Annotated in this window: 17 protein-coding genes and 1 riboswitch; of the genes, 15 read left to right on the forward strand and 2 right to left on the reverse strand. The window is 37.8% G+C overall.

What is annotated here, in order from left to right; translation table 11 throughout:
• Nucleotides 1–21 precede the first annotated feature (21 nt).
• The 8 genes from murB to HMPREF1252_RS00710 all read left to right on the forward strand — a co-directional run bounded on the left by murB (nucleotide 22) and on the right by HMPREF1252_RS00710 (nucleotide 6,741).
• A complete protein-coding gene (murB, locus tag HMPREF1252_RS00675) occupies nucleotides 22–906 on the forward strand; it encodes a UDP-N-acetylmuramate dehydrogenase (protein ID WP_023058934.1) in 885 nt (294 codons plus the stop codon).
• The gene (rapZ, locus tag HMPREF1252_RS00680; RefSeq protein WP_008900885.1) at nucleotides 906–1,739 is read left to right on the forward strand and encodes an RNase adapter RapZ; all 834 of its coding nucleotides are present in this window, start codon (nucleotides 906–908) and stop codon (nucleotides 1,737–1,739) included. The genes murB and rapZ overlap by 1 nt, the downstream gene beginning before the upstream one ends.
• Nucleotides 1,736–2,683, forward strand: coding sequence for a gluconeogenesis factor YvcK family protein (yvcK, locus tag HMPREF1252_RS00685; protein ID WP_023058916.1), 948 nt, complete (start codon nucleotides 1,736–1,738; stop codon nucleotides 2,681–2,683). Before rapZ ends, yvcK begins: the two co-directional genes overlap by 4 nt.
• A 270-nt stretch (nucleotides 2,684–2,953) precedes the next feature.
• The gene (gene cysS, locus HMPREF1252_RS00690; RefSeq protein WP_023058917.1) at nucleotides 2,954–4,339 is read left to right on the forward strand and encodes a cysteine--tRNA ligase; all 1,386 of its coding nucleotides are present in this window, start codon (nucleotides 2,954–2,956) and stop codon (nucleotides 4,337–4,339) included.
• Nucleotides 4,324–4,740, forward strand: a complete 417-nt coding sequence (locus tag HMPREF1252_RS00695) for a Mini-ribonuclease 3 (protein WP_036746681.1) — start codon at nucleotides 4,324–4,326, stop codon at nucleotides 4,738–4,740. Before cysS ends, HMPREF1252_RS00695 begins: the two co-directional genes overlap by 16 nt.
• Entirely contained in the window at nucleotides 4,730–5,491 is a 762-nt protein-coding gene (gene thyX, locus HMPREF1252_RS00700) for an FAD-dependent thymidylate synthase (protein ID WP_023058931.1), read from the forward strand. Before HMPREF1252_RS00695 ends, thyX begins: the two co-directional genes overlap by 11 nt.
• A 3-nt stretch (nucleotides 5,492–5,494) precedes the next feature.
• The gene (gene rlmB / locus HMPREF1252_RS00705) at nucleotides 5,495–6,214 is read left to right on the forward strand and encodes a 23S rRNA (guanosine(2251)-2'-O)-methyltransferase RlmB (RefSeq protein WP_023058918.1); all 720 of its coding nucleotides are present in this window, start codon (nucleotides 5,495–5,497) and stop codon (nucleotides 6,212–6,214) included.
• Entirely contained in the window at nucleotides 6,211–6,741 is a 531-nt protein-coding gene (locus tag HMPREF1252_RS00710) for an NYN domain-containing protein (protein WP_008900879.1), read from the forward strand. Before rlmB ends, HMPREF1252_RS00710 begins: the two co-directional genes overlap by 4 nt.
• A gap of 1,173 nt (nucleotides 6,742–7,914) precedes the next feature.
• Here the strand turns inward: HMPREF1252_RS00710 and selB are convergent.
• Nucleotides 7,915–9,783 carry a selenocysteine-specific translation elongation factor gene (selB, locus tag HMPREF1252_RS00715; protein ID WP_023058923.1) on the reverse strand — a complete coding sequence of 623 codons (1,869 nt, stop codon included), beginning with the start codon at nucleotides 9,781–9,783 and terminating at the stop codon, nucleotides 7,915–7,917.
• A complete protein-coding gene (gene selA, locus HMPREF1252_RS00720; RefSeq protein ID WP_023058924.1) occupies nucleotides 9,780–11,135 on the reverse strand; it encodes an L-seryl-tRNA(Sec) selenium transferase in 1,356 nt (451 codons plus the stop codon). Before selA ends, selB begins: the two co-directional genes overlap by 4 nt.
• Before the next feature lie 112 nt (nucleotides 11,136–11,247).
• A riboswitch (glycine riboswitch) is annotated at nucleotides 11,248–11,350 on the forward strand.
• A gap of 115 nt (nucleotides 11,351–11,465) precedes the next feature.
• On the opposite strand from selA, the gene HMPREF1252_RS00725 reads away from it, so the two are divergent.
• The 7 genes from HMPREF1252_RS00725 to grdC form a co-directional block, all read left to right on the forward strand.
• Entirely contained in the window at nucleotides 11,466–11,843 is a 378-nt protein-coding gene (locus HMPREF1252_RS00725) for a GrdX family protein (protein ID WP_008900875.1), read from the forward strand.
• A gap of 10 nt (nucleotides 11,844–11,853) precedes the next feature.
• On the forward strand, nucleotides 11,854–12,798 hold the full coding sequence (locus HMPREF1252_RS00730; RefSeq protein ID WP_023058915.1) for an NAD(P)/FAD-dependent oxidoreductase: 945 nt from the start codon (nucleotides 11,854–11,856) through the stop codon (nucleotides 12,796–12,798).
• A gap of 14 nt (nucleotides 12,799–12,812) precedes the next feature.
• Nucleotides 12,813–13,130, forward strand: coding sequence for a co-chaperone YbbN (locus HMPREF1252_RS00735; RefSeq protein ID WP_008900873.1), 318 nt, complete (start codon nucleotides 12,813–12,815; stop codon nucleotides 13,128–13,130).
• Nucleotides 13,131–13,147: 17 nt separating this feature from the next.
• Nucleotides 13,148–14,437, forward strand: coding sequence for a glycine/sarcosine/betaine reductase component B subunit (locus HMPREF1252_RS00740; protein ID WP_023058927.1), 1,290 nt, complete (start codon nucleotides 13,148–13,150; stop codon nucleotides 14,435–14,437).
• A gap of 80 nt (nucleotides 14,438–14,517) precedes the next feature.
• Complete coding sequence (grdA, locus tag HMPREF1252_RS00750) at nucleotides 14,518–14,997, forward strand: glycine/sarcosine/betaine reductase complex selenoprotein A (protein ID WP_023058930.1); 480 nt, start codon at nucleotides 14,518–14,520, stop codon at nucleotides 14,995–14,997.
• A gap of 24 nt (nucleotides 14,998–15,021) precedes the next feature.
• Nucleotides 15,022–16,332, forward strand: a complete 1,311-nt coding sequence (gene grdB / locus HMPREF1252_RS00755; protein ID WP_023058925.1) for a glycine reductase complex selenoprotein B — start codon at nucleotides 15,022–15,024, stop codon at nucleotides 16,330–16,332.
• Nucleotides 16,333–16,340: 8 nt separating this feature from the next.
• The coding region (gene grdC, locus HMPREF1252_RS00765) for a glycine/sarcosine/betaine reductase complex component C subunit beta (RefSeq protein ID WP_023058929.1) at nucleotides 16,341–17,550 on the forward strand (1,210 nt) is incomplete at its 3' end.

A 17,550-nucleotide genomic window follows, 5' to 3' on the forward strand; every position in this document is an offset into this window, starting at 1 on the left:
ATAATTAATTAGAGGTGGAAAATGTTTAATAATTTTGGAAAATTTTTCGAAAATAAAAAGATAGATGAATATACTTCTTTTGGAATAGGTGGTATCTGTGACTACATACTTTTTCCAAATTCGGTAGAAGATTTAATAGATGCGATAAAACTTGCGAGAAAAAATAATATTCCCGTTCATATATTTGGAAATCTTACCAATGTATTGGTACTAGATGGAGGGATTCGTGGACTTACAATAATTTTAAAAGATGGATCCTTAAGCGAGATAGATGTAGCTGGAAATCTTATCACAGCTGGAGCAGGAGCTACACTTAAAGCTGTAAGTGAAGTAGCCTGCGAAAATTCTCTTGGCGGTATGGAGTTTTCTCACGGCATCCCAGGTTCTGTTGGCGGAGCCATGGTGATGAACGCCGGTGCATACGGCGGCGAGATGAAAGACGTGGTTAAAAGGGTAAAACTTCTCACTGAGGATCTTAAAATCATCGACGTGGATGGAAAAGATATGGATTTTGTATACAGAAATTCCAGAGTCATAAAAAATAATGAGATTGTCCTCTCTGCAACTTTTGAACTAAAGCCTAGAGAAAAATCAGAAATTTTAAACGATATGAATGACTTCGACGAGAGAAGAAGTTCCAAGCAACCACTGGATATGATGTCCTGCGGAAGCACATTTAAAAGACCAGAAGGTTACTTCGCGGGGAAGTTAATTGAAGACAGTGGGCTTCGAGGTTTTAGATATAAAAACTGCGGAGTGTCCTGGAAACATTGCGGATTCATAGTAAATTACGGAGATTCCAAGGCGCAAGATGTGCTCCACGCCATAGATGTGGTTAGAAAAGTTGTCTACGATAAATTCGGAGTAAGTCTAGAGACTGAACTTAAAACTGTAGGAGAAAAATAATGGAAGTTGTAATTATTTCTGGCTTAAGCGGCGCAGGAAAATCGGAAGTTTTAAATATTATGGAGGACATGGGATACTTTGCAATGGACAATCTCCCTCCGGAACTTTTGACGAAGTTTATGGAACTGAGTACAGCAAGTCCAATTGAAAAAGTTGCCTGTGTAGTGGACATTCGTTCCAGGGAATTCTTCAACGAGTACGATTCATCCATAAAGAGACTTAAGAGCATGGGCATAGATGTAAAGATTCTCTATGTGACTGCAAGCGAAAAGGCGATTATAAATAGATATAAGGAGAGGAGAAGACCTCATCCACTGGACAAATCCATAACAGAAGGAATAAAAAAAGAAAAGAAACTCCTTGAATTTTTGGAAAAGGCAAGCGACTTTAAGCTCGACACTTCAAACATGAAACTTTCAAACCTTCGCTACGAAGTGAAGAGACTCTTCCAAGGAGAGGGAGTGGATTTCTTGGTGTCTGTCGTATCCTTTGGATTTAAAAATGGAATCCTTCTCGATGGAGATCTCGTATTCGATGTAAGATTTATCGAAAATCCATTCTATATAGAAGAATTAAAAAATATCAGCGGCGAAAACCAAGAAGTCATCGACTTTGTAATGGGATTTGAAGAGACGAGGGAGTTTATAGATAAGACTGTGGACTTGCTCAGATTTTTGATTCCAAACTATAAAAAGGAAGGGAAAAATATATTGGTGGTAGGATTTGGTTGCACTGGAGGATTCCACAGGTCCGTTGCGATTTCAAACGAAGTTGCAAAGAGACTGGAAGAAATCGGCTACAAGACCAACATCACCCATAGGGACAAGCCATGAAAGTAGTAGTAATAGGAGGAGGAACTGGAACAAGCACCATTCTTCGTGGACTTAAACGAGTGACCAATGATATCACTGCGATAATTTGCACAACAGATGATGGCGGAGGTTCTGGAATATTGAGAGAAGATTATGGAATGATTCCTCCAGGAGATTTTAGAAACTGTCTTCTCGCCCTTTCAAACTCGAGAAAAGAATTTGAAGATTTACTAAATTATAGGTATAAATCCGGAACATATAGCGGACAGAGTTTTGGCAATCTATTTATAGCTGCAATTTCCGATATGTACCACGGATTTGAAAGTGCCATCGACTACATGGCAGAATTTTTAAATATAACAGGCAAGATCTATCCAGTTACACTTGAGCCATCGAACTTAGAAGCAATCTTAACCAACGGTACCAAAGTCTTTGGAGAGACCAGCATCAGAGAAGAGATGAAAAGGACCAAGGCGAAGATAGAAAACTTGAGACTATCACCCCATGTGCCACAGGCTTTTTCAAAAGCGATTGACGAAATAGAAGATGCGGATTTTATATTTTTAGGACCGGGTTCTCTATATAGCTCAACCATCGCAAACCTACTTGTGGATGGAGTTGCAGAAGCAATCTATAACACCAAGGCAAAAGTAATCTATATCGCAAATGCATTTTCTGAACTGGGAGAGAGCGAACACCTAAGCTTAAGTCACCATGTACTTGAAATAGAAAAATATTCAAAAGAAGGATTAATAGATTACGTATTTGCCACGAGAAACGAATATCTACAAGAGATAACTCCAGAAGAATTAAAGGAGAGACTTGTTTTAACCTTCGACAAGGATAGAGAGATCCTAAAAGATTTGGGAATAGAAATCATCGAAGGGGACTTAGTGGACATGGTGGACGGAAGACTCCGCCACAATGGAGAAAAAATAGGAAATATTGTAAAAGATTTAAAATAAAATGGCAATAAATAGAAAAGACCAGAGATGGTCTTTTTTTAGTTCCTAGAGTATCTTACATTTTACCCTTTAAAATTTTGGTAAATTACAGTATAATTAATGTATTGAGTATAATTGCGAAGATATAAGAGAAGGTATCGGGAGAAATTTTAAAGAGAAGAGACATTTGGTGAGAGTCTCGAATTTCGAAGATGCAGATGCGCTTGTTAGCAATATTTATTAGAATTTGAGTGGATCGTCTCTTAGGAGACGATTTTTTTTGGAGGTAACATGAAACTTTACAATACGTTAAGTAGGTCCCTTGAAGAATTTGTCCCTGTAAAAGAAGGACAGGTGAATATGTACAACTGTGGTCCTACAGTTTATAATTTCATTCACGTTGGAAATGCTAGACCCCTTGTAATTTTTGACACCTTGAGAAGATACTTTATCTACAAAGGTTACGACGTTAATTTCGTGGTTAACTTTACGGATATTGATGATAAAATAATTAACCGTGCCAATGAAGAACATGTTGATTTCACAGAAATAAGCGAAAGATATATAAAAGAGTTCAAAAAGGATGCCAATGGACTTCATCTCTACGACTACGAAACGATAAATCCTCGTGCAACTGAAATGATTAAAGAGATGATTGAATTTATAAAAACTTTGGAATCAAAAGACGCTGCATATGTACTAGATGGGGACGTGTACTTCGACATCAATAAGGCTAAGGACTACGGCAAACTTTCTAAGAAGAATATCGACGAACTTATGGCTGGTGCGAGAATCGGAGTTGCTGAAGGCAAGAGAAATCCTGGAGATTTTGTTCTTTGGAAGAAGAAAAAAGAAGGAGAACCTGCCTGGGAAAGTCCATGGTCAGAAGGAAGACCTGGTTGGCATATCGAATGTTCTGTAATGGCTAAGACAATCCTAGGAGATACCATTGACATTCACTCCGGCGGAGAAGATTTACAATTTCCTCACCATGAAAATGAAATCGCCCAATCAGAAACTGCAAATGGCAAGACTTTTGCAAACTACTGGCTCCACAACGGTATGATCAACGTTGACAACGAAAAGATGAGTAAGTCAAAGGGCAATTTCTTCACCATTAGAGAAGTTTCAAAGGAATATGATCTTGAAGTGCTTAGATATTTTCTTTTAACTTGCCACTACAGATCACCAATTAACTTCTCCCACGAAGTTATGGACCAATGTAAGGCGTCCCTTGAAAGGATGTACAATGCAAAGGAAAAATTGGAAAAACTGATTGAAAATGCAAATTCAGGAAGTCTTGACGAAGAAGTTAAAGAACTTGTGGATGCAGAAGTTAAATACTTCGAAGATGCAATGGAAGATGATATCAACACAGCCGATGCTCTAACTGCAATCTTTAATATCGTTAAGATCATAAATACAAAAGTTGATGACAGCTCAAAAGAAACTTTGGAATATGTAAGAGATAGTCTAAACAAATTATCCAAGGTGCTTGGAATTTTGGAAAGAAAAGAAGAAGGACTAAGCCCAGAAGAAGAAGCTCTATTTAACGAAAGACTTGAAGCTAGAAAGAACAAGGACTATGCAAAGTCTGACGAACTAAGGGACAAACTTCTTGCAATGGGAATAGAAGTTAAAGATAGTAGAGAAGGAACGACTTGGAAGAGAATTTAGGAGTATTTTTAAAGGTGGGTAAGGTTATGACCGAGCTTGAGGCGCGTAACTTGAACCCTCTTTCTCTTGCTTATATAGGAGATGCGGTGTACGAACTATTTATCAGGACCATGATATTTAGAAATCTGCCACCAAACCAACTAAACAGAGAAGCGAAGAAATATGTGGCTGCCTATGCTCAGGCGGATTTCGCCGAAAAGATTATGGATATCTTAAGTGAAGACGAAATATATTTCTTAAAGAGAGGAAGAAATAAGAAACAAAACACCATGGCTAAGAACCAATCCGTTGGAGATTATAAAATAGCTACGGGAGTTGAGACCCTCTTCGGGTACCTATATATAACGGGCAAACACGAGAGAATGGTCGAACTATTGGAAAGGGGATTAAATGAAGGTTGAACTTTTAGCATATACAGAAAATCCAGAGCTGGTAGTGGCTCAATCTGCAAAACTGTGTTACTCACCAGTTGGAGTAGATGAAATCAGGGAAAAATTGGATGAAGAGTCCACAGCAAAATTTGTAAAGATGCTTATGGGATTTTCGCATGCATCTCCACTGGAACATGTAAGCTTCACATTTGCGGTGGAAGGAGTATCGAGAACATTAACCCATCAACTAGTTAGACATAGAATAGCATCCTATTCACAACAATCCCAAAGATACGTAAGGCTTGATAATTTTGAGTACATCATTCCAAAATCCATAGAAAAGAACGAAGAAGCAAAAAAAGTCTTCATAGAAGCAATGGAAAATGATAGAAAGGCGTACTTAAAACTAACCGACCTACTAATAGAAGAGAACAAGAAAAAATACATGGCAGATGGAATAGAAGAAGAAAAGGCAAAGAAGATGGCGGAAAAAGAATCCATCGAAGATGCAAGATACGTCTTTCCAAATGCTTGTGAAACCAAGATCGTAGTTACCATGAACGCAAGGACTCTGCTTCATTTCTTTGAACTTAGATGCTGCAATAGAGCCCAATGGGAAATAAGAGAAATGGCAGAAGAGATGCTAAAACTTGTAAAATCAGTAGCTCCAGTAATATTTAGCGAAGCAGGACCAAGCTGTGTAAGCGGACCTTGCAAAGAAGGAAAGATGAGCTGCGGACGAGCAAAAGAAGTAAGGGAATATTTTTTAAATTTAAGGTGAAAAATGTCATATATATACGGAAGAAATGCGATAATAGAAGCGCTAAAAAATAAAAAAGTGGACAAGATTTACGCTGCACCGGGACTAAAAGGTTCCATAGGCAAGATCTATGCAATGGCAAAAGAACAAAAGATTGTCATAGTTGAAGCAGACAAGAAAAAATTAAAGGACATGGTGGGAGAAGTAAATCACCAAGGAGTGGTGGCACTATCCTCATCATTTGAATACTCACAAGTAGAAGATATAATCGCCTACGCAAAGAGTAAGGGAGAAAACATAAAACTCATCATGCTAGATGAAATAGAAGACCCATACAATTTCGGCGCCATAGCAAGAAGTGCAGAAGCCTTTGGATTTCATGGAATAATAATACCGAAGAGAAGATCTGCACTAGTAAACGATGCAGTTTACAAATCTTCAGCAGGAGCGATAGAATCCATAAAGGTAGCAGTAGTAAATAATTTAAGCCAAACCATATCAGAACTAAAAGAAAATTCTATCTGGGTCTACGGAGCAACCATGGAAGGAAATTCCATCTGTGACCAAGATTTAGTGGGAAACATCTGCATAGTAATAGGCAACGAAGGAAAAGGACTCGGTCACGCAGTAGAAAAGAACTGCGATGAACTAATTTCCATACCAATGCTAGGTAGTATCAACTCACTAAACGCATCAGTAGCCTGCGGAATAATTCTTTACGAAGTAACCAGACAGACAAAATGATAAGAAGAAGGTACAAGAAGGGAGTCCACTACCTTTTTGTTGATGGATACAATATAATGAATCAGTTTTCCAACTTAAAAAATCTAATGGAGCTGGACTTGGAACAGGCAAGAGAAAAGACCATGGACATGATGGCAGAATTTGCAAGTTCCACAGGAGAATATGTAATCCTGGTCTTCGATGGCTACCTGGTCAAGAAATCACCAGGGTCAAACTACATGCACAAGGGGATCGAAGTAGTCTTTACAAAAGAATTTGTAACCGCTGACCACTACATCGAAAGAGAACTTGATAAAATCGGGAGACTAAGAGATGTAAGAGTAGCGACCTCTGACAATATAGAGCAACAGATGATACTCTCAAGGGGAGGCATCCGCCTATCAGCAAGAGAATTAGAAGCAGAAATCATAAACGAAAGACTAAAGACGAAGAGACACCAAAAGATGTTGAAACAGGAAAAACTAAACTCCATGGGAGATAATTTGGAAATACTTAAAAAATTAAAAGAAGATTATTTAGAGCGCTAATTGCGCTCTTTTTTATTGTCGAAAAATATTATATATGTAGCGGAAGCAACCGGCTTCCATAAACCTTGACACTAAATTATTTTTCCTCAGGCGTTAGCCGTAAAACAACCATTCCTGCTATATATCTCCGTAGCGGAAATCCAGGTTCCACAGCCGAAGGCGTAGATTTTTCAAACTATAACGATGATTAACACTTATCGAGCGACAACCCTCCCAACAGGTCATCCTGAGCGGAGACGGCTTGCCGTCGAAGTCGAAGGATCTCTACATAAAAAAACATCTCCCAACTACAGTCACCCTGAGCGAACGCAGTGAGTCGAACGGGTATAACCTCCTAAGGTCAAGCCTAGGCAAATTAGTCATAACAAAAATAAAAGCTCTAAGACGATTCCGATTACAGAAACTCAAAAATTCTAAACCACGTCGACCTGCAAATTCGCAACTCGCTTCGCTCAAACAGTGCGATTTGCAGCCGGTCTCCTTAGGTTTGAATTTTACGAGTTTCTTCCAGACGGAATCTCTTTTGGAGCTTTTATTTTATGCACATGTTCAATATAGAAAAAAATATAACCCCATAGCGGAAACAACAATGATGAAGATCGTCACCCTGAGCGAGGAAATTTATTTCCGAGTCGAACGGGTATAAGCTGTACTTAACCTAGTTCTTGCAAGTGAAGTCACCAATACATGACTCCACCAAGGGAGAGATCCTTCGACTACAAAGGCTAACGCCTTTTCCGCTCAGGATGACTGGTGGTGGAGTGTATGACCTCACCATGGTTATACCCATTCGACTCCAGAGCCTTGCGGCTCTTTCGCTCAGGGTGACTGTCTTCATTAAGGTTTTCTTCGTAGAGCGTCGAAGCCCTAGCCGAAATCTTTGATTTCGTTGCAGGTCTCGTGCAAAGAGTTCCAAAGAAGACAAGCGAAGTGAAGTCTGATTTGCAGAACTCGACTGCCCGGCTGTGGAAGCAAGATGCTTCCGCTACAAAAATAAATAATCATTCACAGTTAAACTGATGGGGCGACTGCCTTCCTTAGGGCTTTCCGTGTAAAGCCTCTCGGCTATGGAAGCAAAATGCTTCCGTAACGGTATATACAAATTAAATCAACAAAAAGGTAGATGCTTCCTTTTGCACCTACCTTAGTTACATTCAAATATTTTAAATTTTATTAATATTTATATCTAAAATCTCCATCTCTTCTGGTGAATTTCTCTCTGTCTAGATATTCTAGGATTGCTATTGCATTCTTTCTTGAAAATCCTATGAGATCTCTAAATTCTGCTACTGTTACTTTTTCTTTTTCTTCCAAGTGTTTCATTAGTTTATCTATTATTTCTTGGAAAAATTCGTTTCGAATTACAAATCCATCTATTATCTTTACTTCTTCTGATAGAAGTGGGATGAGTTTTTTATTTTTAAATAGGGATTTTGCGTCCGGTTCTTTTAGTAGTCCTGGTTCTTCGTCTTTTATGATCTTCATTACTCTATCGAATTCTTGTTTTTCCATTCCCTTTAGTTCGGTTTTGGTTCCTTTTAATGACACCATGGTCTTGTCTACTTTTAGTATCTTGTCAATGATTTCTGTTGATGTGATGTCTGCGAAGAACTTGGTGGAGAGCGGATATTTTAATTTCGCCCTCAATACTTCTTTGTTGATTCCTTTTTCAAATGGATTTTCCTTGTGGTATTCGGTCAAGGTTTCTTGAAGTTCATCTCTAAATTCTAGTAGCATTTCTTTATCTACATAGACTCCGCCGATATAGAAAATTTCTTTGGATTCTATCATTTCTTCTAGAATCTTTTTAAGATAATTTTCTTCGTATCCGATGTAAGAATATATATCTTCGTAGCTTGCGCCCTTGTATCCATGTTCTTTTAAGTAGGAGATTATGATGTATTCTGGATCTAGTTCCTTCTTCTTCAACTCTTCTAAGTAGGTTTTATCTGAGAATGTGTGTCTCTTGGTAAATGTTTCTAGGATTATTCCTCCACCTACTGTAACCATTGGTGAGAAGAGGCGTATTACGAATGGATCGCCTATCTTTGCGTAGATTTCTTCTTCTAGTCGAAGTTGTACTACTTGTGTTTCTCCCGGGGCGATTTCTTTTTTATCCAGTGGAATGACCCTCGCCATTATTTCCTTGGTTCCGTGGAAGAGTCTCACCCTTGTAAAATGTTTCAATGTTACGTCCTGATGGGTGGAAGTGGAAAGTTTCACATCTATCAATGAGGTCTTGGTAAGAGAGCCGGTCTTTGCAATTACCATTCCTCTTTCTATTTCGTCCTTTTTTAAATTTATAATATTAAGGGCGGTCCTTTGACCTTTCACTGCTTCTTCCGCTGGAGTATCGTGAACTTCTATGGACCTTACCTTCACTTCTTTTTCTGAAGGGTAGAGGGTAAGGGGAGTGTCCTTTGTAATCTTTCCTTCTATTAATGTACCGGTTACTATGGTTCCGATTCCCTTTAGTGAGAATGATCTATCCACATTAAGTCTCGCTGATTTATGGAGATCCACATCTGGAATATCTTTAACCATTTTATCTATTTCTTCTACTAGATTATCTATTCCATCTCTTGAAAGGGAATCTACGGGGATTATTTTAGAATCTTTAAAACGGGAATGTTTGAAGTTTTCTCTTATATCTGAGATGACTAGGTTAAGCATATCCGGTTCAACCATTCCTGTCTTGGTTACGACAAATATTAGATTTTCAACTCCCATGAATTCGAGGATGTCCGCGTGTTCAATAGTCTGTGGCATGACACCATCGTCTGCTGCGATTATTAGAAGCACGAGATCCATGCCGACAACTCCAGAGAGCATGTTCTTTACGAATCTTTCGTGACCGGGTACGTCTATTATTCCTGCCCTTAGTCCGCTTGGAAGATCGAAGTAGGTAAAGCCTAAGTTTATTGAAATTCCCCTTTGTTGTTCTTCCTTTAATTTATCTGTACTTGTCCCGGTTAGAGCCTTTATAAGTGTGGTCTTTCCGTGGTCTATGTGACCGGAAGTACCGATTATTATATGTCTCAATTTTTATACTCCTTAAGTATTTCTTCTATCATTGATATTTCATCGTCCTGTATGCATCTAAGATCCATGTAAAGTTTATTATCTCTTACGGTTGCGATGATGTGGTGTCTTGAAAGTCTTAGATATGATTCAAACTTCATTATGTCATCAGTTTTAAAACTTACCGCATAGGAAAGGAGTGTATCCACAGGATAGGTTCCACCGCCGACTTTGGAGTTGCACTCTTCAATTTCTATTTCAAAATTTGGTAGAGCTGCTTTGGCTACTTTTTTAAGTTCTTCTGCAGATTTTAAAATATCTTCCTTGGTCTTTGCAATCATACGAAGTGTCGGAATCTCTCTTATAGCCACATCTTCGTCTAGGAATTTAATCATGGTAGCTTCAAGAGCCATGATGGTTAGCTTGCCAACTCTAAAGGCACGAAGAAGTTGGTTCTTTCTAATCTTTGCGATTAAGTCGCGTCTTCCAACGATGATTCCGCCTTGAACGGAGCCTAAGAGTTTGTCGCAGCTAAATGAAACGAGGTCCACTCCTTCTCTTATAGAATCTTTTACAGTTCTTTCGTCGGATAGACCGAACTTGGACATATTAATCAGTGAACCGGATCCCAAGTCTTCTAATATAAGCAGGTCATTTTCTTTTGCCAGTCCTTTTAACTCAGAAGCGGTAACTTCCTTTGTAAACCCTACGACTTTATAGTCAGAAGGATGCACCTTCATAAGAGCCTTTGTATTTTCTGTGACTGCGTTTTCATAATCGTATAGGTGGGTCCTGTTTGTAGAACCTACTTCTTTTAAAATGGCACCTGACCTACCCATGATTTCATTAATTCTAAAGGACTCTCCGATCTCAACTAGTTCTCCGCGAGAAACTACGACTTCACTACCTTGACAGAATGTATTTAGCATAAGAAATACTGCTGCAGCATTATTGTTTACAAGGAGAGCATCCTCTGCGCCGGTAAGCTCACAGACAATCTTTCTTAGGTGGTCGTAGCGGGATCCTCTTTCGCCTTTTTCAATATTATATTCCAGGTTCATATATCCTTTTGAAACCTGCTCGATTCTATCTAGTGCGAACTGCGGAACGATTGATCTACCTAGATTTGTATGGATTATAACTCCAGATGCATTTATAGCTCTGCGAAGGGAAAAGTACTCTTCGTTATTTAGATTTTTTTCTATGGAAGAAAACACATCTTCCATTTCGAAATCTACAAATCCAGATTTAATTTTTTCTCTATAATCTTCTAAAATATTTGTAGAAATATATTTAAGTAAATTTTTGGGATGGTCTTTAAACCTTTCTATGATTTCATCCATCTTTGGCAATTTTTTGTAGATATTTTGCATTTAAAACTTCCTTTTTTTATAATTCTTATGTTTGATTTTTGTTTAGTTATATGTTAAGATAAAGCTGATGTAAATGTTTACTTTTATCATATAATAAAAAATATCTATATTCAAGAACTCAATGGGAAATTTTCGATTGTGAAAAACCGAAGGTACAAGTATTGGAGCGGCCGCTGCAATATGAATTTCTCAGGTAACAAGACTGTTGAGTTATGACTCTGAAGCTATGCGACAGGGAAGAGGCACAGTCTCTTTCCTGTTTTTTTATAGAGAAAATGAGATTTAACAAAGGCTTGAATATGACATTTACATTGAATGAGAAGGTGAACTATGAAAGAACTTTTACTTTTGACGAACAATCCTAGATTCGATAATCAAAAATTTGACAAAGTTGAAGTTAAATTTTACAATGAAAGTGGATACTTGGAAATGTTCTACAAAGTTAGAGATTTGCTACATTTAAACTACAAGCTACTAACTCATCCGCTATATGGAAACTTCAGACCTAGAGATACTCTTTTTAGAAGTTTTATAGTAGAAAAACAAGATAAGATTGACCTTGATTCTATAGAACTTATAGAAGGAGCCATTAAAAGAGCAGAGCACGCTTTTAATGAACAATCTCCTAGACATATGACAGAATCCATAATAAGCGATTTGAGTGAAATAGATATGGAACTGATACTACCAGTTCTAAATAATTTATAAGGTGATAAGAATGTATGATTTAATTATAATTGGTGGAGGTCCTGGTGGATTAGCAGCAGGATTATACGCAGGCCGTGCTAGACTTAAAACACTAATCGTTGAAGAAAAAGTAACAGGCGGACAAATTGCGATTACTGCATCAATTGAAAACTATCCTGGTGGACTTACTGAAAATGAATCAGGAAGAACACTAACAGACAGAATGGAAGAACAAGCTAAAACTTTTGGATGCGAATTCAAAAAAGCTCACGTTAAAGATGTAGATCTTGACGGAAAAGTTAAAAAAGTGTACTTAGCTGGGGATGAAGTCCTTGAAGCAAAAGCTATAATCATAGCAACAGGTGCAGCTCCTAGAAAACTTAACGTTCCAGGAGAAAGAGAACTTACCGGTAAGGGAGTTTCTTACTGTGCAACTTGCGATGCAGACTTCTTTACAGACTTCGAAGTATTCGTAGTTGGTGCTCGTAACTCAGCAGTAGAAGAAGCTATTTATCTATGCGACTTCGCTAGAAAAGTAACTCTTCTTGTTAGACGTGAAAAGTTAAGATGTGATGAAATTGTAGCTAAGAGAGCAGAAAAGAAAGAAAATCTTGAAATCAAGTACCACACATCTATTAAAGAACTTAGATCTAACGATGGAATGCTAGACGAAATCTTATTTGTAAACAACGAAACTGGAGAAGAAACAGTTTTCCATGCAGATGAAGATGACGGACTAGTAGGTGTATTCGTATTTATCGGTGCAGACCCAGCATCACAAATGTTCGAAGGTAAAATCGACATGACAGATGATGGATATATCCTAACTGACGAATGCATGAGAACAAACAAAGACCTAGTTTATGCAATCGGAGATATTAGAAATACTCCACTTAGACAGGTAATAACAGCAGCATCCGATGGAGCGATCGCAGCTGTTACTATAGAAAAAGAACTAAAAGCACTTGATTATTAATAGGAGGTAAAAAAGTGATAGAACTAGACAAAACCAATTTTGACGATGAAGTACTAAATGCAGAAGGATATGTATTTGTAGACTTCTGGTCACAATCATGTGAACCATGTAAGGCACTTATGCCAGGAGTTCACGAACTTGCTGACAAATACGGAGATAAGATTAAATTCTGTTCTCTAGATATTGTAAAAGCAAGACGTCACGCTATTAAGCAAGGAGTTCTTGGACTTCCTACAATGCTTATGTTTAAAGATGGTCAAAAAGTAGATGAAATCAGAGAAGATACAGCAACTCTTGAAAACATCGAAGCAATGATCAAAAAATTTTATTAATTAATTAGAGGTGAGTTATGCGTCTTGAACTTGGCGAAATTAAAATTCAAGATATTCAATTTGCAGACAAATCCGAAATCAAAAACGGAGTACTTTATGTAAGCAAAGCTGAACTTGAAGAAGTATCAGAGGTAGCTAACGATGATTATTTAAAATCAATTGAATTCTTCATCGCGCGCCCTGGTGATAGTACGAGAATAATTCCGGTAAAAGATGTTCTTGAGCCTAGAGTTAAGGTTGAAGGTGGAGAAATGTTCCCTGGAATCTTAAACAAAGTCGACACAGTAGGAACTGGTAAGACTATCGCTCTTAAGGATATGGCAGTAATTACAACCGGATCAATAGTTGGATTCCAAGAAGGAATCATAGACATGACAGGAGAAGGAGCTAAATACACTCCATTCTCAAAACTAACAAACTTAGTTGTTAAGGTAGAACCTAAAGAAGGAATATCTAAAGCTAACCACGAACATTCAGTAAGAATGGTAGGACTTAAAATTACTGATTTCATCGGTCGTTTAGCTAAAGATCTTACTCCAGAAAACACAACTGTTTACGAAACAAAACCAATACTTGAACAAGTAGAAGAATACAAAGATCTTAAGAAAGTTATCTACGTATGTATGCTTCAAACTCAAGGATTACTACATGACACATATGTATACGGCGTTGACGCAAAGAAAATTATCCCAACATTCCTATATCCAACAGAATTTATGGATGGAGCTGTTGTAAGTGGTAACTGTGTATCAGCATGCGACAAAAACCCAACATATGTTCACTTAAACAACGACGTTATCAAGAATCTTTACAAAGAACATGGAAAGACTATAAACTTCCTTGGAGTTGTAATCACAAACGAAAACGTATATCTAATGGATAAACAAAGATCATCAGATATGACTGCTAAACTTTGTGAGTTCTTAGGAGCAGATGCAGTTATCGTATCTCAAGAAGGATTCGGTAACCCAGACACTGACCTTATCATGAACTGTACTAAGATTGAAAAGAAAGGCATAGACACAGTAATTATCACTGACGAATATGCTGGCCGTGATGGTAAATCACAATCTCTAGCAGACGCTGATCCACTAGCTAATGCTGTAGTAACTGGTGGTAACGCAAACGAAGTAGTAAGACTTCCAAAACTAGACAACGTAATCGGAGACGAAAAAGCTGTACTTGTTATAGCAGGTGGATCTGATGAAGCAATTCTAGAAGACGGAACTCTTGAAGTAGAAATCCAAGTTATAACTGGAGCTACAAACGAAACAGGATTTAACTATCTATCAGCAAAAACTTTCTAAGGTTTCTATTTTTAGAAACTTTAGATTGTTCGATGTAACAACGATTAAAATTAAAATTTAAATTAAGAAAGGAAAATCACATGACTAATTATTTAGAAAACAAAAAGATAATAATCATCGGTGACCGTGACGGTGTACCTGGTGAAGCTATCAAAGCATGTGTTGAAACTGTAGATAATACTGATGTAATTTTCTCAGCAACTGAATGCTTTGTCTGAACTGCCGCAGGCGCTATGGACCTAGAAAACCAACAAAGAGTTAAAAACTTCGCAGAAGAATACGGACCAGAAAACTTAGTTGTTATTCTAGGAGGAGCAGAAGCCGAAGCTGCAGGTCTTGCAGCAGAAACTGTAATGGCAGGGGACCCAACATTTGCAGGTCCATTAGCAGGAGTTGAACTAGGATTACTAGCATTCCACGTAGTTGAAGATGAAGTAAAAGAACTATTTGATCAAGACGTATATGATGAACAAGTAGGCATGATGGAAATGGTACTTGACGTTGATGAAATAGTTGAAGAAATGCAAGAAATCAGAAACGAAAACTGTAAATATCTATAATTAATATCTAACGAGGAGAATATAATGGATAAAATAAAAGTAGTTCATTATGTCAATCAGTTCTTTGCAGGAATAGGTGGAGAAGAAAAAGCTGATACAAAACCATTTGTAGCAGAACAACTACCACCAATTTCAGCTCAACTTCAAAAAAACCTTGGAGATGACTTCGAGATTGTAGCTACAATCGTATGCGGAGACTCTTACTTCAACGAAAACCTTGAAGAAGCTAAGGCTGAATTGATCGACATGATTGGAAAATTTAACCCTGACTATTTCATAGCAGGCCCAGCATTTAACGCTGGTAGATACGGTATGGCATCTGGAACTATCGCTAAAGAAGTTCAAGATAAACTTGGCATTAAGTCAATCACAGCAATGTATGACGAAAACCCAGGTAGAGATATGTTTGCTAAAGACGTTTACGTTATTAAAACAGCAGACTCAGCTGCCGGAATGAGAAAAGCAATTAAAGCTGTTGCTGAATTCTCTCAAAAATACGCTAAAGGTGAAGATGTAGGAACACCAGAAGAAGGCGGATACTTCCCACAAGGAAGACGTATCAACTACTTCTCTGACAAAACTGGATCAGCTCGTGCTGTTGAAATGCTACTAAAGAAAATAAGTGGCGAAGAATACGAAACTGAATATCCAATGCCAGCATTTGACAGAGTTGAACCTGCAAAAGCTATTAAAGATATAACCAAAGCTAGAATCGCTATCGTTACTTCAGGTGGTATCGTTCCAAAAGGAAACCCAGACCACATTGAATCATCATCAGCATCTAAATTTGGTAGATATGATTTCTCTAACATAACTGACTTAACTCCTGAAAACTCAGAAACAGCTCACGGTGGATATGACCCAGTGTATGCTAACGAAAACGCAGACAGAGTTATCCCAGTTGATGTTCTAAGAAACTTTGAAAAAGAAGGAAAGATTGGATCTCTTCATCACTACTGGTATTCAACAGTAGGTAACGGAACTGCAGTAGCAAGTGCTAAGAAGTTCTCAGAAAAGATCGCTGAATACCTAAAAGAAGACAAAGTTGACGCAGTTATACTAACAAGTACCTGAGGTACCTGTACACGTTGCGGCGCAACTATGGTAAAAGGTATTGAATCTACAGGAATCCCTGTAGTACACATTTGTACAATTACACCTATTTCTCTAACAGTTGGAGCAAATAGAATTGTACCTGCAGTAGCTATTCCTCACCCACTAGGAGACCCTAACATGACTCACGAAGAGGAATACAAACTAAGAGAAAGACTAGTTGAAAGAGCACTTAAAGCTCTTGAAACAGAAGTAGACGATCAAACTATATTTGATAACTAGGAGGCTAAATGTATTCTGTAATTAAAGGTGCAGGATATGTATTGGTAAATACACCCCAGCTAGTAGAAACTGCTGGGGCTACATTTACCACTGAAAAAATACTTAATCCTGACTCAGATTTATTAAAAAATGTACAAGATCACTTAAGAAGCTTTGATGAAGTTGTAAATTATTTACCAAATCAAATCTATATTGGAAACGCTACCCCAGATGCACTAGCAGACAAAAAACTTCCATATACAGAAATTGAAAATAAAGGAACTAGAGAAGGTAAATTTGGTATCTTAGTTCCAGAAGAAGAGTTCATAGGACTTCTTAAGTATGCGGATGAATTTGATTTAGTATTCTTATCAGAAGATTATGTAAATGAATTTAAATCTGTATTAGAAGAAAGATATCCAGAATTTGAAAAGATGTTCCCTAAACTAAAAGGACAAGATATTTCAAAAGCTGAAGAATTAATCGCTAAAGATAAAGCAGTTGCACTATATCATGATGGAAAACTTTATGGATATGTAAGAGCAGCTCACGATACAGATGTCAACCTTTCAGCACACACCATGCTTGAAAATCTTGTATCTAAAGCATCAGGAGCACTAGCTGCAATCGAAACTCTAAGAGTATCAGGCATCGATAGAAAAGACATTAACTATGTAATCGAATGTTCAGAAGAAGCAGCAGGAGATATCAACCAAAGAGGTGGAGGAAACATAGCTAAGTCTATCGCAGAAATGTGTGGACTTGAAAACGCAAATGGTTCTGACATAAGAGGTTTCTGTGCAGCACCAGTACATGCACTAGTTACAGCAGCTTCACATGTAAGAGGCGGCACTTTTGAAAACGTACTAGTAGTAGCAGGTGGTTCAACAGCTAAACTTGGTATGAACGCAAGAGATCATATCAACAAAGGTCTTCCAATTCTAGAAGACTGTGTAGCAGGATTCGGAGTTATAGTTTCTCAAAACGACGGAGTTTCTCCAATTATTAGAAACGACATCGTAGGAACTCACAAAGTATCTACTGGATCATCACCACAAGCTGTAATTTCATCACTAGTATACGATCCACTTCACGAACACGGACTTAAATTTACAGACGTAGACAAATATTCACCAGAAATGCAAAACCCAGATATCACTAAGCCAGCAGGAGCAGGAAACGTTCCAGAAGCTAACTACAAGATGATAGCTGCACTTGCAGTAACAAAAGGTGAATTAG

Source organism: Peptoniphilus sp. BV3AC2 (assembly GCF_000478945.1).
Classification (GTDB): Bacteria; Bacillota; Clostridia; order Tissierellales; family Peptoniphilaceae; genus Peptoniphilus_B; species Peptoniphilus_B duerdenii.